The sequence below is a fragment of the Microbacterium sp. ZW3a genome, assembly GCF_057167165.1.
The window spans coordinates 2,567,647-2,582,752 of record NZ_CM169903.1 but is presented as its reverse complement, the minus strand read 5'-3'; the positions used below and the strand labels follow the sequence as shown (position 1 = coordinate 2,582,752).

The following is a 15,106-nucleotide window of genomic DNA, read 5'->3' as shown; positions in this document are numbered from 1 at the left end:
TCAGGCTTCGTAGACTGGCACGCATGACGGATGCCACGACCTCGCTGCCCCCCCTCGCCATCCTGGGCGCCGGCTCGATGGGCGGGGCGATCCTGCACGGTCTCGTCGCCGCGGGCCTCACCGCGGGCGGGGTGACCGCGACCAACCGCTCGATCGCGAAGGCCGCCGAACTCGCCGACCTCCCGGGGGTGACGAGCGTCGCCCTCGAGGCGAACCCGGACGGCAACACCGCCGCGGTGGCATCCGCCGATATCGTCCTCGTCGGCGTGAAGCCGGCCATGGTGCCCGACCTGCTCGACGAGATCGCCCCCCACCTGCGTCCGGGCGCCGTCGTGGTGAGCCTGGCGGCGGGGGTGACGCTCGCGACGTTCGCGCGGCACCTCGGCGAGGGCGTCGCCACCCTGCGCTCGATGCCGAACACCCCGTCGCTCGTGGGCAAGGGCGTGACGGGTCTCGCGGCCGGCCCGGCGGCCTCGGCCGACGATGTCGCTCTCGTGCGCGCGCTGTTCGAGACGGTGGGCGCCGTGCTGGAGGTCCCCGAGTCGCAGATCGACGCGCTGTCGACGATCTCGGGATCCGGGCCCGCGTACGTCTTCCTCCTCGTCGAGGAGTTCACGAAGGCGGCGGTGCGGATGGGCTTCGACGACGACGCGGCCCGCCTCCTCGCCGAGCAGACCTTCGTGGGCGCGACCACGCTGATGGCGGCCTCCGAGGTGGACCCCGCCGAGTTGCGCCGTCGCGTCACCAGCCCCAAGGGCACGACCGAGCGAGCGATCGCGGTGCTGCAGCGCGCGCGCCTCGACGACACGTTCACCGAGGCTGCCGACGCCGCTCTCGCCCGCGCGAAAGAACTCGCCGCGGGCGGCTGATCCCGCGCTCAGCGATCCAGCGCGGCAAACCGTTCGATGTCGCTGTTCGTGCCCGAGACGATGATGAGATCGTGGTTGGTCACCACGGTGTTCGCCTCCGCATAGCGGAACGGGCGGCCCGGGCTCTTCACACCCACGACCGTCACCCGATACTTGGTGCGCACGCCGGATTCGTTCAGGCCCACCCCGCGCACGAGCTTCGGCGGGTACATCTTGGCCAGCACGAAGTCGTCGTCGAAGCGGATGAAGTCGAGCATGCGGCCGCTCACGAGGTGCGCGACGCGCTCGCCAGCCTCGGCCTCGGGGTAGATGACGTGGTTCGCGCCGACGCGGGCGAGGATCTTGCCGTGCGACTGCGACACCGCCTTCGCCCAGATCTGGGGCACCTTCAGGTCGACGAGGTTCGCGGTGATGAGAACGGATGCCTCGATGAGCGAGCCCACCGCGACCACCGCCACCTGGAAGTCCTGCGCACCGATCTGACGCAGGGCGTCGATGTTGCGCGCGTCGGCCTGGACGGCGTGGGTGACGCGCTCCGACCACTTCTGCACGAGTTCGAGGTTGCCGTCGACGGCCAGCACCTCGCGGTCGAGGCGATCGAGCTCGCCCGCGCACGCGGCACCGAAGCGCCCGAGGCCGATCACCAGGACGGGCGCGTCGCTGCGGATCCGTTCAACCAACGATGGGCCTTTCCACGGGCAGCGCGTAAAGCTGCGAACGAGACGAGGCCGCGACGGCCGCGGCGAGTGTCACAGTACCAATGCGTCCCATGAACATCGTCACCGCGAGCACATAGACAGCCGGATCGGGCAGTTCTGCGGTCAAACCGGTCGAGAGCCCGACGGTGGCGAACCCCGAGATCACGTCGAAGAGCACGTACTCGATGGGCGCGTCGGTGATCCGGCTGATCGTCACGGTCGACAGGGCCACGATCGTCGCGCCCCAGGCCACGACCGAGAGGGCCACGCGCTGCACGTCGCTCGGGATGCGTCGGCCGAACGCCTGCACCGACGGGCGGCCCTTGGCCTCCGACCACACGGCGAGGGCGAGGACGGCCAGCGTGGTCACCTTGATGCCGCCGGCGGTGGATGCCGAGCCCCCGCCGACGAACATGAGCATGGAGCCGACCACGAGCGTCGCACCGTTGAGGTCACCGACCTCGACGACCGAGAAACCGCCCGAGCGGGTCATCGCCGAGAGGAAGAACGCCTGGAAGGTGGTGTCCCACGCGTCCATGCTCCCGAAGGTCGCGGGGTTGTCGTATTCCAGCAGCAGAATGACCCCGGCACCGGCGAAGAACAGGACGACCGTGGTGATGATCGTGAGCTTCGCGTGCAGCGACCACAGGCGGAAGCGCCACCAGTGCCGCCACAGCGTGAAGATCACGGGGAAGCCGATCGACCCGAGGAAGACCCCGATCATGAGGACCGTGAGCAGGAAGTAGTCCTGTGCAAAGGGGGCGAGCCCCTCGGCATTGGGGACGAAGCCGGTGTTGGTGAACGCCATCGCGGCGTAGTACGGCGCCTCCCACAGGGCCACGAGCGGGTCGATCCCCCCGATGACGAGCGAGGGGTAGATGAGCACCGTCAGCGCCGCCTCGATCACGAGGGTCGACAGGGCCACCGTCCGTAGCAGCTGACCGACCTCGCCCAGGCGCACCGTCTGGCCTTCGTTCACCGGCCCGCCGTGCGCCCGCAGCGGGTTGCTGTCGCCGGCGGCGATGAGCTTCGCGCGCAGGCCCAGGCGCTTGGAGATCACCAGGCCCAGGATCGAGGCGAGGGTGAGCACGCCGAGAGCGCCGACGTTGACGCCGACATAGGTGATCACGCGTCCGAGCGGCGACCAGTCGCTGTACATGTTCACCGTGGACAGCCCGGTGACGCAGATGGTGGACACCGCGGTGAACAGGGCGTCCGCCAGCGGGGTCTGCTTCCCATCCGCCGCCGCAGCGGGAAGGGAGAAGAGTGCCGTGAAGAGCAGGATGAGCGTGACGAACACCAGCACAGCGAAACGGGCCGGGGATGCCGTGGTGAGATCGCGCAGGCCGTCCCATGCCCGAAAAGCGATACGCCGTACGCGCACCGACATGCGCACGTCGTCGGGCGTCGCTGCCATGCGTCGCTCCCTCCGGCGCCGAACCGCGAATCATGGTACTCGGGCGGGCTCGCGGCTAATCTAATGCCATGGCGGACATCTTCGACGTGATCGCTGACGGCACGCGTCGCGACATCCTTCAGCTCCTGCTCGATCGCGCGACCGCGGGGGAGCGGGGCACGAGTGTCTCGCAGATCGTCTCCGCGCTGGGGGTGAGTCAGCCGACCGTCTCCAAGCACCTCAAGGTGCTGCGCGAGGCCGAGCTCGTCTCCGTGCGCGAAGAGGGGCAGCATCGCTACTACAGCCTCGCCGTCGCCCCGCTCGACGAGGTCGACGACTGGCTGGTCCCGTTCTTCTCGGTCGATGTCGAGAACGAGCCCGCCCTGCCGGAATCGGCGGTCCACGCCGCCGAGGTCGTCGGTCGCGCCGCCGCGTCGGTCAAGCACTCCGTGGCCTCGGCCTTCCGCAAGCTGCCCGGGCGCTGAATCCCGCGACACGCCGGGATCGTGGCATCCGGAAAGCACAGTCGTCACACGCGCCCCACGGGTTTACAGCCGTCGCGCGCAGACCCTAGAGTGTGACCCACATCAGAGGGTGAGGATCACCCGTGACGGAGGGTGATCGATGGCGGAGCTGCCCGACGTGCGTTTCCTGACCGTCGCCGAGGTCGCCGAACTCATGCGGGTGTCGAAGATGACCGTCTACCGTCTCGTGCACGCCGGGGAACTCCCCGCCGTTCGCTTCGGACGCAGCTATCGCGTGCCCGAATCGGCGGTCGCCGAGGCTGTGCAGCGCCCGGTGTCCGACGTCGGCTAGACTGATCCGAGGCCTTTTTTCAAACGCCTGCCTGTTCCCGGGGGCCGACATCGGCACCCAGACCCCGACTTAGTGAGGTTTTCCGTGGGTTCTGTCATCAAGAAGCGCCGTAAGCGCATGGCGAAGAAGAAGCACCGCAAGCTGCTTCGCAAGACTCGTCACCAGCGTCGCAACAAGAAGTAACGCGACCACCACACCGAGCGCCTGTCCCGACGTGACGGGCGCTTCGTGTATCCGGGGCGCCGCGCCCCGCCGTTCCTGGAGGAGAAGCATGCAGTCCATCACGGTCCACGATCTGCACGCCGGACGCGACCGTCCGCTGGTCGACGTGCGGGAGGTCGACGAGTTCGCCGCCGGTCGCGTCCCGGGCGCGATCAACCTGCCCATGTCGACGCTCGGCGACAACCTCGGCGCGCTCCCCGAGGGGCCCTTCGACGTGATCTGCCAGGCCGGTGGCCGTTCGGCGCGCGTCGTCGAGGCGCTGACGTCGCGCGGCCACGATGCCACGAACGTCGAGGGCGGGACCGGCGAATGGATCGCCGCGGGGTACGACGTCGAGTCCTGACACCCCGACGCGCCCTCCTAGGATGAGAGGGTGACGACCCTGACGCTGATCGGCAAGCCCGACTGTCACCTCTGCGATGTCGCAGAGCAGATCGTCGAGACGGTCATCGCCGACCTGCCGTCCGGAATCGCCGACCGCGTGGTCGTCGAGCCGGCATCGATCGCCGACGACCCTGCGCTGTACGAGCGGTGGTGGGAGAAGATCCCCGTCATCCTCATCGACGGGGAACTGCACGCGCACTGGCGCGTCTCCGCCGACCGCCTCCGCGCCGCACTGGTGGCGGCCGACCCCGAAGGAGTCTCCGCGTGAGCATCCGCCACATCGTCCTCTGGAAGCTCGCCGCCGACGATGCCGACACGCGCGCGCTGCACGCGGAGCAGATGGAGGAGCGTCTGATGGCGCTTCCCGGGCAGATCGACGAGATCGAGCACTTCGAGGTGGGCCGCAACGTCGCGTACCCCCAGACCAACTGGGACATCGTGCTCGTCAGCGAGTTCGCCGACGTCGAAGCGCTCGAGCGGTATCAGGTGCACCCGGCCCATCAGGACGTCGCCGTCTTCGTCCGCTCCGTCGTCGCCGAGCGCGCGGGAATCGACTTCCCCGCCTGACGCCGAGGGCCGCGTCGTCGGCTCAGCTGAGCGGCCGGGTCGTCACCGGTACCGGCGCCAGCGCGATCCGCACGTGCGCGTGATCGTCCACTCGTGTGCCGGCCGCATGGTCCACGCGCACGAGGCTTCCGTCGCTGGTGCGCACGACCAGGCGCCGGACGCTGCCCAGGAACGTGCTCTCCTCGACCACGGCATCCACCCCGGGGGCATCGGATGCCACGAGCAGCACGTTCTCGGGTCGGACGATCACCTCGCAGTGACCGTCGTGGGCGGTCCCGGCGAGGGGCAGCTCCTGGCCCCAGACATCGACCATGACGCCTTCGACGATGCCGGGTACGGCGTTGACGGGGCCCAGGACGGCGGCGACCGCGGGCTCCCCGGCGCGGGCGTAGACCTCTTCGGGGGTGCCCTCCGCCGCAATCCGGCCGCGGTACATGACCGCGATCCGATCGGCCACCGAGATCGCTTCGGGGGTGTCGCGGGTGACCCAGACCGTGGTGGTGCCCCGCGCGCGCAGCTCTCGCACGAGGCTCTCGCGCAGACGCTCGCGACCCGAGGTGTGCAGCGCGCTGAGCGCGTCATCGAGGACGAGGGCGGGCGGGGCGGATGCGAGCGCGCAGGCCAGGGCGAGACGCTGGCGGTCGCCACGCGACAGGCGCCGCACCGGTACATCGGGGTCGACGAGTCCGACGACGGCGAGGAGGCGCTCGGCCTCGTCGCGCGCCCGGCTGTTCCGGCGGCCGCCGGCGCGGGCGACGACCTCCCCCGCCCGTCCGAAGCGGGGAGCGGGAGTGTCGTCGAAGACACCGGCGAGCCGAGGGGCTTCGGGGCGGAGGCGTCGGTCGATGCGCACGTCTCCGCTGTCGGGGCGTTCGCGGCCGGCGATGATGCGCGCGAGCGTCGAGGCCCCGCAGCCCGATTCGCCGACGACGGCGAGGATGACCCCCGGCTCGATCTCGAGATCGACGTCGGCGATCACCGTCTCGTCGGCGCGGCTGCGACCGACTCCCGTTAGCCCGATGCTCCAGCCCGCGCGGGGTTCACCGGGGGCGTGAACCGCAGGACTTTCGGCGACCATGACGACACGTTAGGCGGAGCCGATGACCTCTCCCGTCCCAGCGAGTGAACCCCCGGGGTCGGGTGGAGAAACTCAGGGGGCCAGGCGCGTCGGTCCGCGGAAGAGGTAGGTGACCTCGCGGATCGACGACTCGCCCAAGAGGAGCATGAGCACGCGCGCGAGGCCCATGCCGAAGCCGCCGTGGGGAGGAGCGCCGAACCGGAAGAAGTCGAGGTAGAAGTCGAGGTGCTCGGGGTCGAGACCCTTCTCTTTCGCCTGCTCGATCAGCACGTCGACGCGGTGCTCACGCTGGGCGCCGGTGGTGATCTCGACGCCGTTGAACAGCAGGTCGTACGACTTGGTCAGCCCCGTGTCGGCGTCGCGCATGTGGTAGAAAGCGCGGATCTCGGGGTGGTAGTCGGCGATGAAGACGAACTGGTGACCGAAGGTCTCCTGCACGTGCGCGGCGATCTGACGCTCGCCCTCGGGGTCGAGGTCGCCGTCGGTGCGGGGGATCTCGTAGCCGCGGGCCGCGACGATCTCGCGGGCCTCGGCGAGGGGGATACGCGGGAAGGGCAGGCTCGGCACCTGCACCTCGAGACCGAAGAGCTCCTGGATCTCGTCGCCGTGCTTGTCTTTGACCGCCTGGATCGCGGTCTGCAGCAGTTCTTCCTGCATGCGCGCGACGTCTTCGTGCGAGTCGATCCAGCTGATCTCGGCGTCGATCGAGGTGAACTCGGTGGCGTGGCGGCTCGTGAACGAGGGGTCGGCGCGGAAGGCCGGGGCGATCTCGAAGATCTTGCCGAAACCGGCGACCTGGGCCATCTGCTTGAAGAACTGCGGGCTCTGCGCGAGGTAGGCCGTCTTGTCTTCGAAGTAGGGCACCTCGAACAGCTCGGCGTTGGACTCCGAGGGGGATGCCATGAGCTTGGGGGAGTGCACCTCGATGTAGTCGCGCTCGACCCAGTAGGTGCGCATCGCGTGCTCGAGCGTCGTCTGCACGCGGAAGATGAGGTTGTTCCGACGCTGACGCAGGTCGAGGAAGCGCCAGTCCATGCGCTTGTCGAGTCCGCTGTCGGCGGCGATCGGGGTCTCGGGGTTGGCCGCGGCGGCGATCTCGAGCTCGCCGATCTTGATCTCGACGCCGCCGAGCTTCACGCGCTCGTCGTGCTTGAGCTCGCCCCGCACGGTGAGGAACGTGCCGTTGGCGAGAGCGCCGATCGTCTCGGTGAGCGCGAGGGCCGCGGCATCCTGCTCGCCGGCGTCTTCGGAGGGACGCGTCGCCGGGTTCACCAGCTGGACGGCACCGGACTCGTCGCGCAGGACGACGAACTGGACCTTCTTCTGATCGCGCACGGTCTCGACCCACCCCGATACGGAGACGGGGCCGGCGGGAAGGGATTTCAGCTGCTTGACCAGGACGCGTTCGCTCACGAGAAGCCAGTCTACGTGCGGGGCGGCGGGGCCCCGTGCGTCAGCGGCCGGCGCCGGCCGTGAGCCCCGCCTTCACGTGCCGCTGGGCGGCGAGGATCACCACGAGCGCGGGGACGCTCGCGATGAGCGAGGCGGCCATGGTGGCGGCCCACGTGTTCAGGTTCGAGTTGGACAGCGCGAAGATCAGCACCGACATCGGGTACATCTCGTTGCGGTTGACCAGCGTCAGGCCGAACAGCAGGTCGCCCCAGCTGAACAGGAACGCGAACACCCCCGCAGTGACGATCGCGTTGCGTGAGAGCGGCACCACGATGCGCCAGAGCGTGCCGACCGGACCAAGCCCGTCCACGGTCGCGGCCTCGATCACCTCGGTGTCCAGTCGCAGCATGAACGCGCGCATGACGATGACGGCGAAGGGCACACCGGCGGTGGAGTTGGCGAGGATGAGTCCGAGGAACGTGTTCAGCAGCCCCCACGAGTTGAACATCGCGTAGAACGAGGTCGCCAGCACGACGCTCGGGATCATCTGGGCGAGGAGTAGCAGGATCAGCGCGATGCTCACCGCGCGCGAGCGCAAGCGGCTCAGGGCGTACGCGGCCGGGATCGCCACCAGGAGGGTGACCAGGACCGAGCCGAGAGAGACGAGGATCGACACGCGCAACCCGTCGAGGCCGGCGTCATCGAGCGCCTTCTCGTATCCGCCGAGACCGGGGGATGCCGGGAACCAGGCGGTGTCGACGGAGTTGGCCGACGGCTGGAGCGAGGCCGAGACCATCCAGTACACCGGGAAGAGGTAGACGGCGAGGACCGCGACCGTCACGAACGTCCACATCCATCCGCGTCGGCGTCGTCGCGGGACGACCACGACGGCCGGCGCGGGTGTGGGCGAGACGGCCGCGGGGGCGGGGGGCAGGGTCACGGTCATTCGTCACGCTCCCGGCGCATCGACATCACGGTGTACACGATCGCGAACACCACGCTGATTCCCAGGAGCAGCATGCCGTAGGCGCCGCCGAGGCCGAACTCGAACTGCTGGAAGGCCTGGCGGTACGACAGCAGACCGAGTGTCACGGTGCTGTTCGCGGGGCCGCCGGCGGTGAGCACCAGAACCAGGTCGACGATCAGCAGCGTGTAGACGACGCTCATCACCACGAGCACCGAGATCACCGGCCAGATCGTGGGGAGGACGATCGCGGTGAGGCGGCGCCAGGCGCCCGCGCCGTCGAGTTGCGCGGCCTCGAGCTGCTCGGCCGGGACCTGCTTGAGGGCGGCGCCGAGGATCGTGGCCCAGTACGGCAGGCTCGCCCAGACGGCGACCAGGATGACCGCCGGGAGTGCGGTGGCGGGGTTGGCCAGCCAAGCCTCGGCGGGGATGCCGATCGCGCGCAGCACGTCGTTGATCGGCCCGTCGCCCGCCAGCAGCGACTTCCACACGGTCGCCACGACGACTGCCGGCAGCAGCCACGGCAGGAGGATGAGGGTCGGCAGCCATCGGCTCCCGGGGAAGCGGCGCGCGAAGAGCAGCGCCAGCAGCAGTCCCAGCACGAGTTCGATGAGCACCGAGGCGATCGTGATCACCAGGGTGTTCGTCAGGGCGCGGAAGGTCACGGGTTCGGCGAGGATCGCCTCGAAGTTCGCCGTGCCCACGAACGGGGCTCGCCCCGTGATGAAGGTGCCCGTGCGGAAATCGGTCGTGCTCATGAAGACGCCGTACCCGAGGGGGAACAGGAAGAACACGACGAAGAACACGATCGCCGGGGTGAGGAATCCCCACAGTTCACCGCGCCGCCGCGCGGCCAGAGAACGCCGGAACCGGCCGGGGGTGCGTGCCCCCGGCCGGCCGGTCGTCGTCAGCGTGTCTGCCGTCACTGCCCGCTGGCCTGCTCCAGCGCGGCCTGGGCCGTCTGGCCGCCGACGGTCGCGCCCTGGATCGCGTCGACGTACTGCTGCTGCAGCGTGTTCCACTCGGTGCCGAGCTGCGCCGAGTTGTAGGCGCCGTCGACGGCGTCCACGAAGGGAGCCGCCGAGGGAACCTGCTCGACGAAGGCCTCCTGCGCGCTCTGCAGCGCGGGGATGTATCCGCCCTGGATCGCGGTCTCGATCTGGTTCTCTTCCGAGGCGCGGCAGGCCACCAGCGCGGCGGCGGCGGCTTCCTTCTGTGCGTCCGCGTTGGCCGCGACGCCGTAGGCGTAGCCGAGCAGGTTGACCTTCGGCGATTCACCGGCCTCCGCCGTCGGGAAGGGGAACGTGCCCCACTCGAACGGGATGGAGGTGTCCACGAGGTTCCACGGGCCGGACACGGTCAGGGCCGCGGCGCCGGAGGTCCACTGGTCGATGGAGTCCCAGCCCCAGTTGACGAACTCGGACGAGAGCGATCCGTTGGCGACGAGGTTCTTGTAGAGGTCGACGGCCGCGATGGCGCCGGGGCCGGTCGGCTCGGCGGGGTCGCCCCCGGCCGAGAGCAGGAACGGCAGGAAGTAGACGGGGGTGGAGCCGTCGCCGCCGATACCGGGGAGCACGATGCCCTTCTGCGTCGGGGTGGTGAGGGAGCCGGCCAGCGCCACGAGGTCGTCGAAGGTCTCCGGTGCGGTCTCGGGAACACCCGCGGCGGCGAAGGCGGCCTTGTTGTAGAAGACGGCGTAGTCCTCGACCTGGACCGGCAGGCCGTAGAGGGTGCCGTCGTAGCGGCCGAGGTCGGCGGCGCTGTCGGCGAGACCGTCTGTGGCGATGTCGTATGCGCTCAGGTCGGCCAGCACGCCCTGCGAGGCCAGCTGAGGCAGCTGGGTGTCGGTGGAGAGCAGGGCCACGTCGGGGAGCGACTTCGCGCCCGCGGCCTGCAGCAGCCGCGTGGTGTAGTCACCGGACTGGGTCTGGACGTCGACGGTGATGCCGAGATCGGCGGCGCACGCCTCGAAGAACTGCTTCTGCAGCCCCTGGTACGGCTCGAAGTCGATGTTGTTCCACACGGTGAGCTCCACGCCCTCGAAGCCGTCGGTGGCGGCGGGGGTGGACTGGCCGCCGGAGCAGGCGGTCAGGGCGAGGGCGGCGGTGAGACCGACCGCGGGCAGGGCGGCGCGACGCAGGCGCTGCGAGGTGGATGCCATGGTGTGTCCGTTTCCCGGTCGACGCCGACGGCGCCGATCGACCTGTGCTGTGGGGGACGCGGGTCGGGCCGCCCACGTCACCTTTCACTTTGGGGTGTTCGCGTGACGAACAGGGAACAACCGTGTCACGCGATGTAACACCGCGCCGTGTCGCGGGCTCCCGACGGGCAGGGTGAGAACATCCCTTCTTCTGCCCGAGGAGCATTCATGGCATCCGTTTCTTCGCCCGTTCAGCGCGTCCTCGTCGACACCGACACCGGTCTCGACGACGCGCACTCGCTGATGTACCTGCTGGCCCAGCCCGACGTGGAGATCGAGGCGATCACGACGATCTACGGCAACACGCCCGTCGTGGACTCCGCGCGCAACGTCCGCACGGTGCTGCGTCTGGCCGGCCGCGAGGACATCCCGGTGCACCTCGGAGAGGCGGGGCCGATCGAGGGAGAGGCCTCGATCGCCGACTTCGTGCACGGGACGGACGGCCTCGGCGACCGCTTCGAGCGGGCCGAGTTGCGCGTGGAGGACGAGAGCGCGGTGGACGCGATCGTGCGCGTCGCCAACGAGAGCCCTGGCGAGGTCGACCTGCACCCGCTCGGACCACTCACCAACATCGCGCGGGCGCTCGAGCGCGACCCCGACCTGTTCCTGAAGTACCGCTCCGTGGTCATCATGGGTGGGGCGGGGGCCTACCCGGCTCCCGGCGGGGCGACGCTGACGGATGCCAACACCGCCAACGACCGCCGCGCGGCCGAGATCGTCTTCGGCGCCCGCAACACCGGCAACGTCGTGATGGTGGGGGTCAACGTCACCGCGACGGCGATCCTCGACGAGCACGTGCTCGCGGTTCTGCGCGGTGTCGGTACCCCCTGGAGCACGTTCGCCGGCGAGGTGCTCGACGCCTACAACGACTTCTACCAGTACAAGTGGGGGCGCCGGATCTCCTCGGCTCACGACGGCCTCGCCACGGTCGTGCTGCACCGGCCGGAGATCGTCACGGGCTGGATCGAGGGCCCCGTCGACTACACCCCGTACGGCGGATCGCTCGCGACGCGCATCGCGCTGACCCACGACGGTCTGCCGCTGGTGTGGGGGACGCCGGAAGGTCCGAGCGTGCGCGCGGTCACCGCGTTCGACGGCACGGAGTTCCTCCGCCGGTTCGTTCAGGCGCTCTCGACGGGCCCGGCGCCGCGGGGCTGACCCGCGCGGGCGTCAGACGCGGGCCGCGGTCGACTCTGCTTCTCGCGCGGTCGACCAGCGGGCTCGGCCGCCGACGACGGTGAGGGAGGCGTCGTCGGGACCGGACTCCACGAGCTCGGCGAGAGCGTCGCGGGGCGTGGCCACCGAGACGGGGAAGACCGCGAGGTCGGCGCGGGCACCGGCGCGGAGGGCGCCGGTGTCGGCATCCATCCCCAGGGCCCGCGCCCCGCCGAGGGTCGCCGCCGAGAACAGTCGCGCGTGCAGGTCGTCGCCGGCGTAGCCCTGTGCGCGGGCGATGTCGTGCAGCGCCGCGACGTCGTGCCACAGCGACAGGCTCGGCGAGGACGACAGCGAGTCGGTGCCGACGGCGATCGCGTTGCCCTCGCGCAGGTAGTCCGCGACGGGCGCGTGGTCGAGTCCGATCACGGCGTTCGACCGCGGGCACAGCGCGACGCTCACCCCGCGTTCGCGCAGCAGTTGCCGGTCGTCGGCGTCGACGTAGATGCCGTGGGCCAGGTGCGTCTCGGGGGAGAGCGCCCCGAGCCCGTCGAGATAGCGGATGACCCCGGTCCCCGCTCCGCCTTCGCGCAGCAGCGCGAACTCGCCGTGGCCGTTCGCGCGCCAGCGCTCGGCGAGGTCGCCCGTGCCGGTGCGCACGTACGCGTCTTCCCACGCCGACTCGGCCGCGTGGATGTGCTGGCGCACGCCCAGCTCTCGGGCCAGACGAGCGAGGTCGCGGATGACCCCGGTATCGAGCGAGTAGATCGCGTGCGGCGACAGCCCCGCGGCCGGTGGCGTGGGGAGGGCTGCGAGCTCAGCGCGCACGGTGCGCTCGCCGCCCTCGGCCCACGTCCGGTCGGTCCAGCCGAGCACCTCCCAGAACGCGATGCCGTGGAGCCCGGCGTCGTGGACGGCCGACGCCGCGTCGGCGTCGGTGACGATCTCGGCCACCGTGGTGGTGCCCGAGCGTAGACACAGGGCCGCGCCCACCGCCGCCGAGGCGCCCCAGTCGCGGGGGAGCGGGTACAGCTCCATGAATGCGCTCATCCACGACTCGAACCCGGTGTGCGCGGCGCGCCCGACGGCGGCCATGTCGCTGTACTGCAGGTGCGTGTGGGCGTTGACGAGGCCGGGGGTGAGCGCGCCGTCGTGTTCGTGCAGCTCGAGCGCCCGGTCGCCGAGGTCGGCGAGCACATCGTCGGCGGGGCCCACGGCGAGGATCCGCTCGCCCTCGACCGCCACCGCGCCGTCGGCGAGAGGCGGCCGGTCCGCCGAGAGCAGGACCGGGGCGCGGTGGACGGTGACGCTCACTCGTCGCCCTCCTCGTCGGGGTTCCACGAGGCCAGGAACGCCCGCTGCGCGGCGGACGGGGTGTCCAGCGTTCCCCCGAACGAGGCGAGGGCGATCGCCGACACCTCGTCGTCGGCCGCGCGAGGGAGCTCGTGCACGCCCGGCGCGAGTTCCGGCGTCGACAGCAGGTACGCGACCGAGGCCAGCTGCACGCCGAACGAGAGGTCCATGATCTCGACCGGGTTGCCCTCGGCGGCGCTGACGTTGAGGCAGTTGCCGTCGTCGAGCACGCGCACGTCGGCGCCGCTCGGCATCCGCAGGATCGACACGGCATCCGTGCGGGCGATCTCGGTAGCACCGGCCACGCGGGCGGCATCCAGCGCGATCTCCTGCCCGACCCCGCCGCCCACGGCCACGACCGCTCCGCTGCGGAGCGCATCGAGGTGGGCCACGTCGATGGTGTGACGGATGCCGGTGGCCGAGATCACGATGTCGGCGCGGCGCACGGCCTCGAGGAGGGTCTGCACTTCGAACCCGGCGAAGGCGGCCTGGAGCGCCGCGACCGGATCGGTCTCGCTCACGATCACGCGCGCCCCGAGGGCGGCGGCGTGCTGCGCGATCCCGGTCCCGACCCGGCCGAAGCCGACGACCACGACCGTCGCCCCGCGGAAGGAACGGTCGGCCACGTCGGCGACCGCGAAGACGACCGACTGACCCGTGCCGTGCATGTTGTCGAAGAGCGACTTCGACCGCGCGTCGTTCGCGGCCACGACGGGGATGCGCAGCGCCCCCTCGAGCTCCATGCGCCGCAGGGGCCGCACCCCCGAGGTGGTCTGCTCGGTCGCGCCGCGCATGGCGGCGACGACCTCGGGCCGCGCGAGGTGCGCGAGACGGATCGTCGCGGCACCGTCGTCGACGATCACCTCGGGACGGTGGTCGAGCAGCGCCAGCGCGTTCGCGCGATCCTCGGCGCGGTCGGCGGCCTCCCGGGCGTAGACGGGGATGCCGGCGTGCGCCAGCGCCGCGGCGACGGCGTCGTCGGTGTTGCGCCCCGACGAGGTGACGGTCACCTCGGCCCCGGCCTCGGCCAGCGCCAGGGCCACCGTGGCGGTCTTGGGCTCGAGCACGTCGGACACGCCGATGCGGACGCCGGCGACGGTGCGCTCACGCTCCAGCCGGTCGGCGAGGGCGGTGGTGACGGGCATGTGCGCCCGCGCCCACTCGATGCGGTCGCTTCCGGCCCGCCACAGCGACGGATCGGCGATCCGGCCGCTCACGGGGTCACCGCCTCGGCGAAGGTGCCCGCGGGGTCGTCGGGTCCGCCCTCGACGACGAGCGCGGCCACGAGCGCATCAGCGAGATGCCGCTGAGCCGCCGTGGGCGGCTCCGTCTCGGTCGGCAGGGGAGAGGGCATTTCGACCAACGATCCCTTCGGAGTCGTGCGCACGTGGGGACGCGGAGACGGCCACGCCGTGGCATCCCTCTGTCGGGGGGAGGCGTCGGCGACGATCCCGCCGATGTCGGTGATCGCGAGGCCCGCGTGCCCCGTGCCGGTGAGCACCGTGAACGCGGTGTGCCCCTCGGCGCTCGCCGCGGCGGAGACGGGGTCGACCCGGACGCCGTCCAGCCGCGCCGCGAGCCGCTCGACGGGGTCGTCGCTCGCGCGCACGACGGCAGCACCGAGACGGCGCAGAAGCGTCGTCAGGGTCAGGGCCAGCGGGCCATCGCCGACCACGCGCACCGTCGACCCCGCGAGGGTGAGGTTCGTGCGGGCGGACAGGGCCAGGACGACCTGCTCGGCACGCGCGTGGGCGTAGAGGAGGCCGAACGCGCGCGAGGCGAGGGGATCGGGGGCGTCGGCGTCGTGGGCGACATCGAGCTGCCAGTCGGTGCGGAGCGCGCTGCACACGGCCGGAGGCAGCGGCGGCAGAGCACCGCCGTAGACGGCGACGACGGGCCTGCTGTGCCGAGCGTCGACCAGGCGACGCGCGATCGGAAGCAGGCCGTCGAGCCCGCCGGGGAAGGAGGACCAGAAGGACGACACGGGTCGAACGTAGGGCGGGACGGCCTCG

Annotated in this window: 18 protein-coding genes; 8 read left to right on the top strand and 10 right to left on the bottom strand. The window is 70.9% G+C overall.

The annotated features are described in order from the left end of the window. Positions 1-23 precede the first annotated feature (23 nt). Entirely contained in the window at positions 24-869 is an 846-nt protein-coding gene (gene proC / locus ACU6WY_RS12175) for a pyrroline-5-carboxylate reductase (protein ID WP_483819905.1), read from the top strand. 8 nt (positions 870-877) lie between these two features. Here the strand turns inward: proC and ACU6WY_RS12170 are convergent, their stop codons facing one another. Beyond that, complete coding sequence (locus tag ACU6WY_RS12170; RefSeq protein ID WP_483819904.1) at positions 878-1,549, bottom strand: potassium channel family protein; 672 nt, start codon at positions 1,547-1,549, stop codon at positions 878-880. Further along, complete coding sequence (locus tag ACU6WY_RS12165) at positions 1,542-2,957, bottom strand: TrkH family potassium uptake protein (RefSeq protein ID WP_483821922.1); 1,416 nt, start codon at positions 2,955-2,957, stop codon at positions 1,542-1,544. The genes ACU6WY_RS12170 and ACU6WY_RS12165 overlap by 8 nt, the downstream gene beginning before the upstream one ends. 95 nt (positions 2,958-3,052) lie before the next feature. On the opposite strand from ACU6WY_RS12165, the gene ACU6WY_RS12160 reads away from it, so the two are divergent. From ACU6WY_RS12160 to ACU6WY_RS12135, 6 genes are all read left to right on the top strand, one after another. Further along, a complete protein-coding gene (locus ACU6WY_RS12160; RefSeq protein WP_483819903.1) occupies positions 3,053-3,448 on the top strand; it encodes an ArsR/SmtB family transcription factor in 396 nt (131 codons plus the stop codon). Positions 3,449-3,587: 139 nt separating this feature from the next. Beyond that, entirely contained in the window at positions 3,588-3,779 is a 192-nt protein-coding gene (locus ACU6WY_RS12155) for a helix-turn-helix domain-containing protein (protein WP_056224003.1), read from the top strand. 84 nt (positions 3,780-3,863) lie between these two features. Further along, the gene (locus tag ACU6WY_RS12150; protein ID WP_003792170.1) at positions 3,864-3,962 is read left to right on the top strand and encodes a 30S ribosomal protein bS22; all 99 of its coding nucleotides are present in this window, start codon (positions 3,864-3,866) and stop codon (positions 3,960-3,962) included. Between the two features lie 88 nt (positions 3,963-4,050). Continuing rightward, positions 4,051-4,344, top strand: coding sequence for a rhodanese-like domain-containing protein (locus tag ACU6WY_RS12145; RefSeq protein WP_483819902.1), 294 nt, complete (start codon positions 4,051-4,053; stop codon positions 4,342-4,344). Between the two features lie 30 nt (positions 4,345-4,374). Beyond that, positions 4,375-4,653: a glutaredoxin family protein gene (locus tag ACU6WY_RS12140; protein ID WP_483819901.1), complete on the top strand. Its 279-nt coding sequence runs from the start codon at positions 4,375-4,377 to the stop codon at positions 4,651-4,653. Beyond that, entirely contained in the window at positions 4,650-4,952 is a 303-nt protein-coding gene (locus ACU6WY_RS12135) for a Dabb family protein (RefSeq protein ID WP_483819900.1), read from the top strand. The genes ACU6WY_RS12140 and ACU6WY_RS12135 overlap by 4 nt, the downstream gene beginning before the upstream one ends. Positions 4,953-4,974: 22 nt before the next feature. Here the strand turns inward: ACU6WY_RS12135 and ACU6WY_RS12130 are convergent, their stop codons facing one another. The 5 genes from ACU6WY_RS12130 to ACU6WY_RS12110 form a co-directional block, all read right to left on the bottom strand. Continuing rightward, positions 4,975-6,030: an ABC transporter ATP-binding protein gene (locus ACU6WY_RS12130; protein ID WP_483819899.1), complete on the bottom strand. Its 1,056-nt coding sequence runs from the start codon at positions 6,028-6,030 to the stop codon at positions 4,975-4,977. A 72-nt stretch (positions 6,031-6,102) separates the two neighbouring features. Then, positions 6,103-7,443, bottom strand: a complete 1,341-nt coding sequence (gene aspS / locus ACU6WY_RS12125) for an aspartate--tRNA(Asn) ligase (RefSeq protein WP_483819898.1) — start codon at positions 7,441-7,443, stop codon at positions 6,103-6,105. Positions 7,444-7,483: 40 nt separating this feature from the next. After that, positions 7,484-8,362, bottom strand: coding sequence for a carbohydrate ABC transporter permease (locus tag ACU6WY_RS12120; protein WP_483819897.1), 879 nt, complete (start codon positions 8,360-8,362; stop codon positions 7,484-7,486). 2 nt (positions 8,363-8,364) lie between these two features. Further along, positions 8,365-9,312, bottom strand: a complete 948-nt coding sequence (locus tag ACU6WY_RS12115) for a carbohydrate ABC transporter permease (protein WP_483819896.1) — start codon at positions 9,310-9,312, stop codon at positions 8,365-8,367. Beyond that, positions 9,309-10,547 carry a sugar ABC transporter substrate-binding protein gene (locus ACU6WY_RS12110; protein WP_483819895.1) on the bottom strand — a complete coding sequence of 413 codons (1,239 nt, stop codon included), beginning with the start codon at positions 10,545-10,547 and terminating at the stop codon, positions 9,309-9,311. The genes ACU6WY_RS12115 and ACU6WY_RS12110 overlap by 4 nt, the downstream gene beginning before the upstream one ends. Before the next feature lie 207 nt (positions 10,548-10,754). Here ACU6WY_RS12110 and ACU6WY_RS12105 point away from each other — a divergent pair, with 207 nt between their 5' ends. Then, on the top strand, positions 10,755-11,744 hold the full coding sequence (locus tag ACU6WY_RS12105) for a nucleoside hydrolase (RefSeq protein ID WP_483819894.1): 990 nt from the start codon (positions 10,755-10,757) through the stop codon (positions 11,742-11,744). A gap of 12 nt (positions 11,745-11,756) precedes the next feature. Here the strand turns inward: ACU6WY_RS12105 and ACU6WY_RS12100 are convergent, their stop codons facing one another. From ACU6WY_RS12100 to ACU6WY_RS12090, 3 genes are read right to left on the bottom strand one after another with little or no spacing between them, the layout of a single operon-like run. Next, a complete protein-coding gene (locus ACU6WY_RS12100; protein ID WP_483819893.1) occupies positions 11,757-13,055 on the bottom strand; it encodes an amidohydrolase family protein in 1,299 nt (432 codons plus the stop codon). Continuing rightward, a complete protein-coding gene (locus ACU6WY_RS12095; RefSeq protein WP_483819892.1) occupies positions 13,052-14,311 on the bottom strand; it encodes an adenosylhomocysteinase in 1,260 nt (419 codons plus the stop codon). The genes ACU6WY_RS12100 and ACU6WY_RS12095 overlap by 4 nt, the downstream gene beginning before the upstream one ends. Continuing rightward, complete coding sequence (locus ACU6WY_RS12090) at positions 14,308-15,078, bottom strand: hypothetical protein (protein ID WP_483819891.1); 771 nt, start codon at positions 15,076-15,078, stop codon at positions 14,308-14,310. Before ACU6WY_RS12090 ends, ACU6WY_RS12095 begins: the two co-directional genes overlap by 4 nt. Between the last annotated feature and the right edge of the window lie 28 nt (positions 15,079-15,106).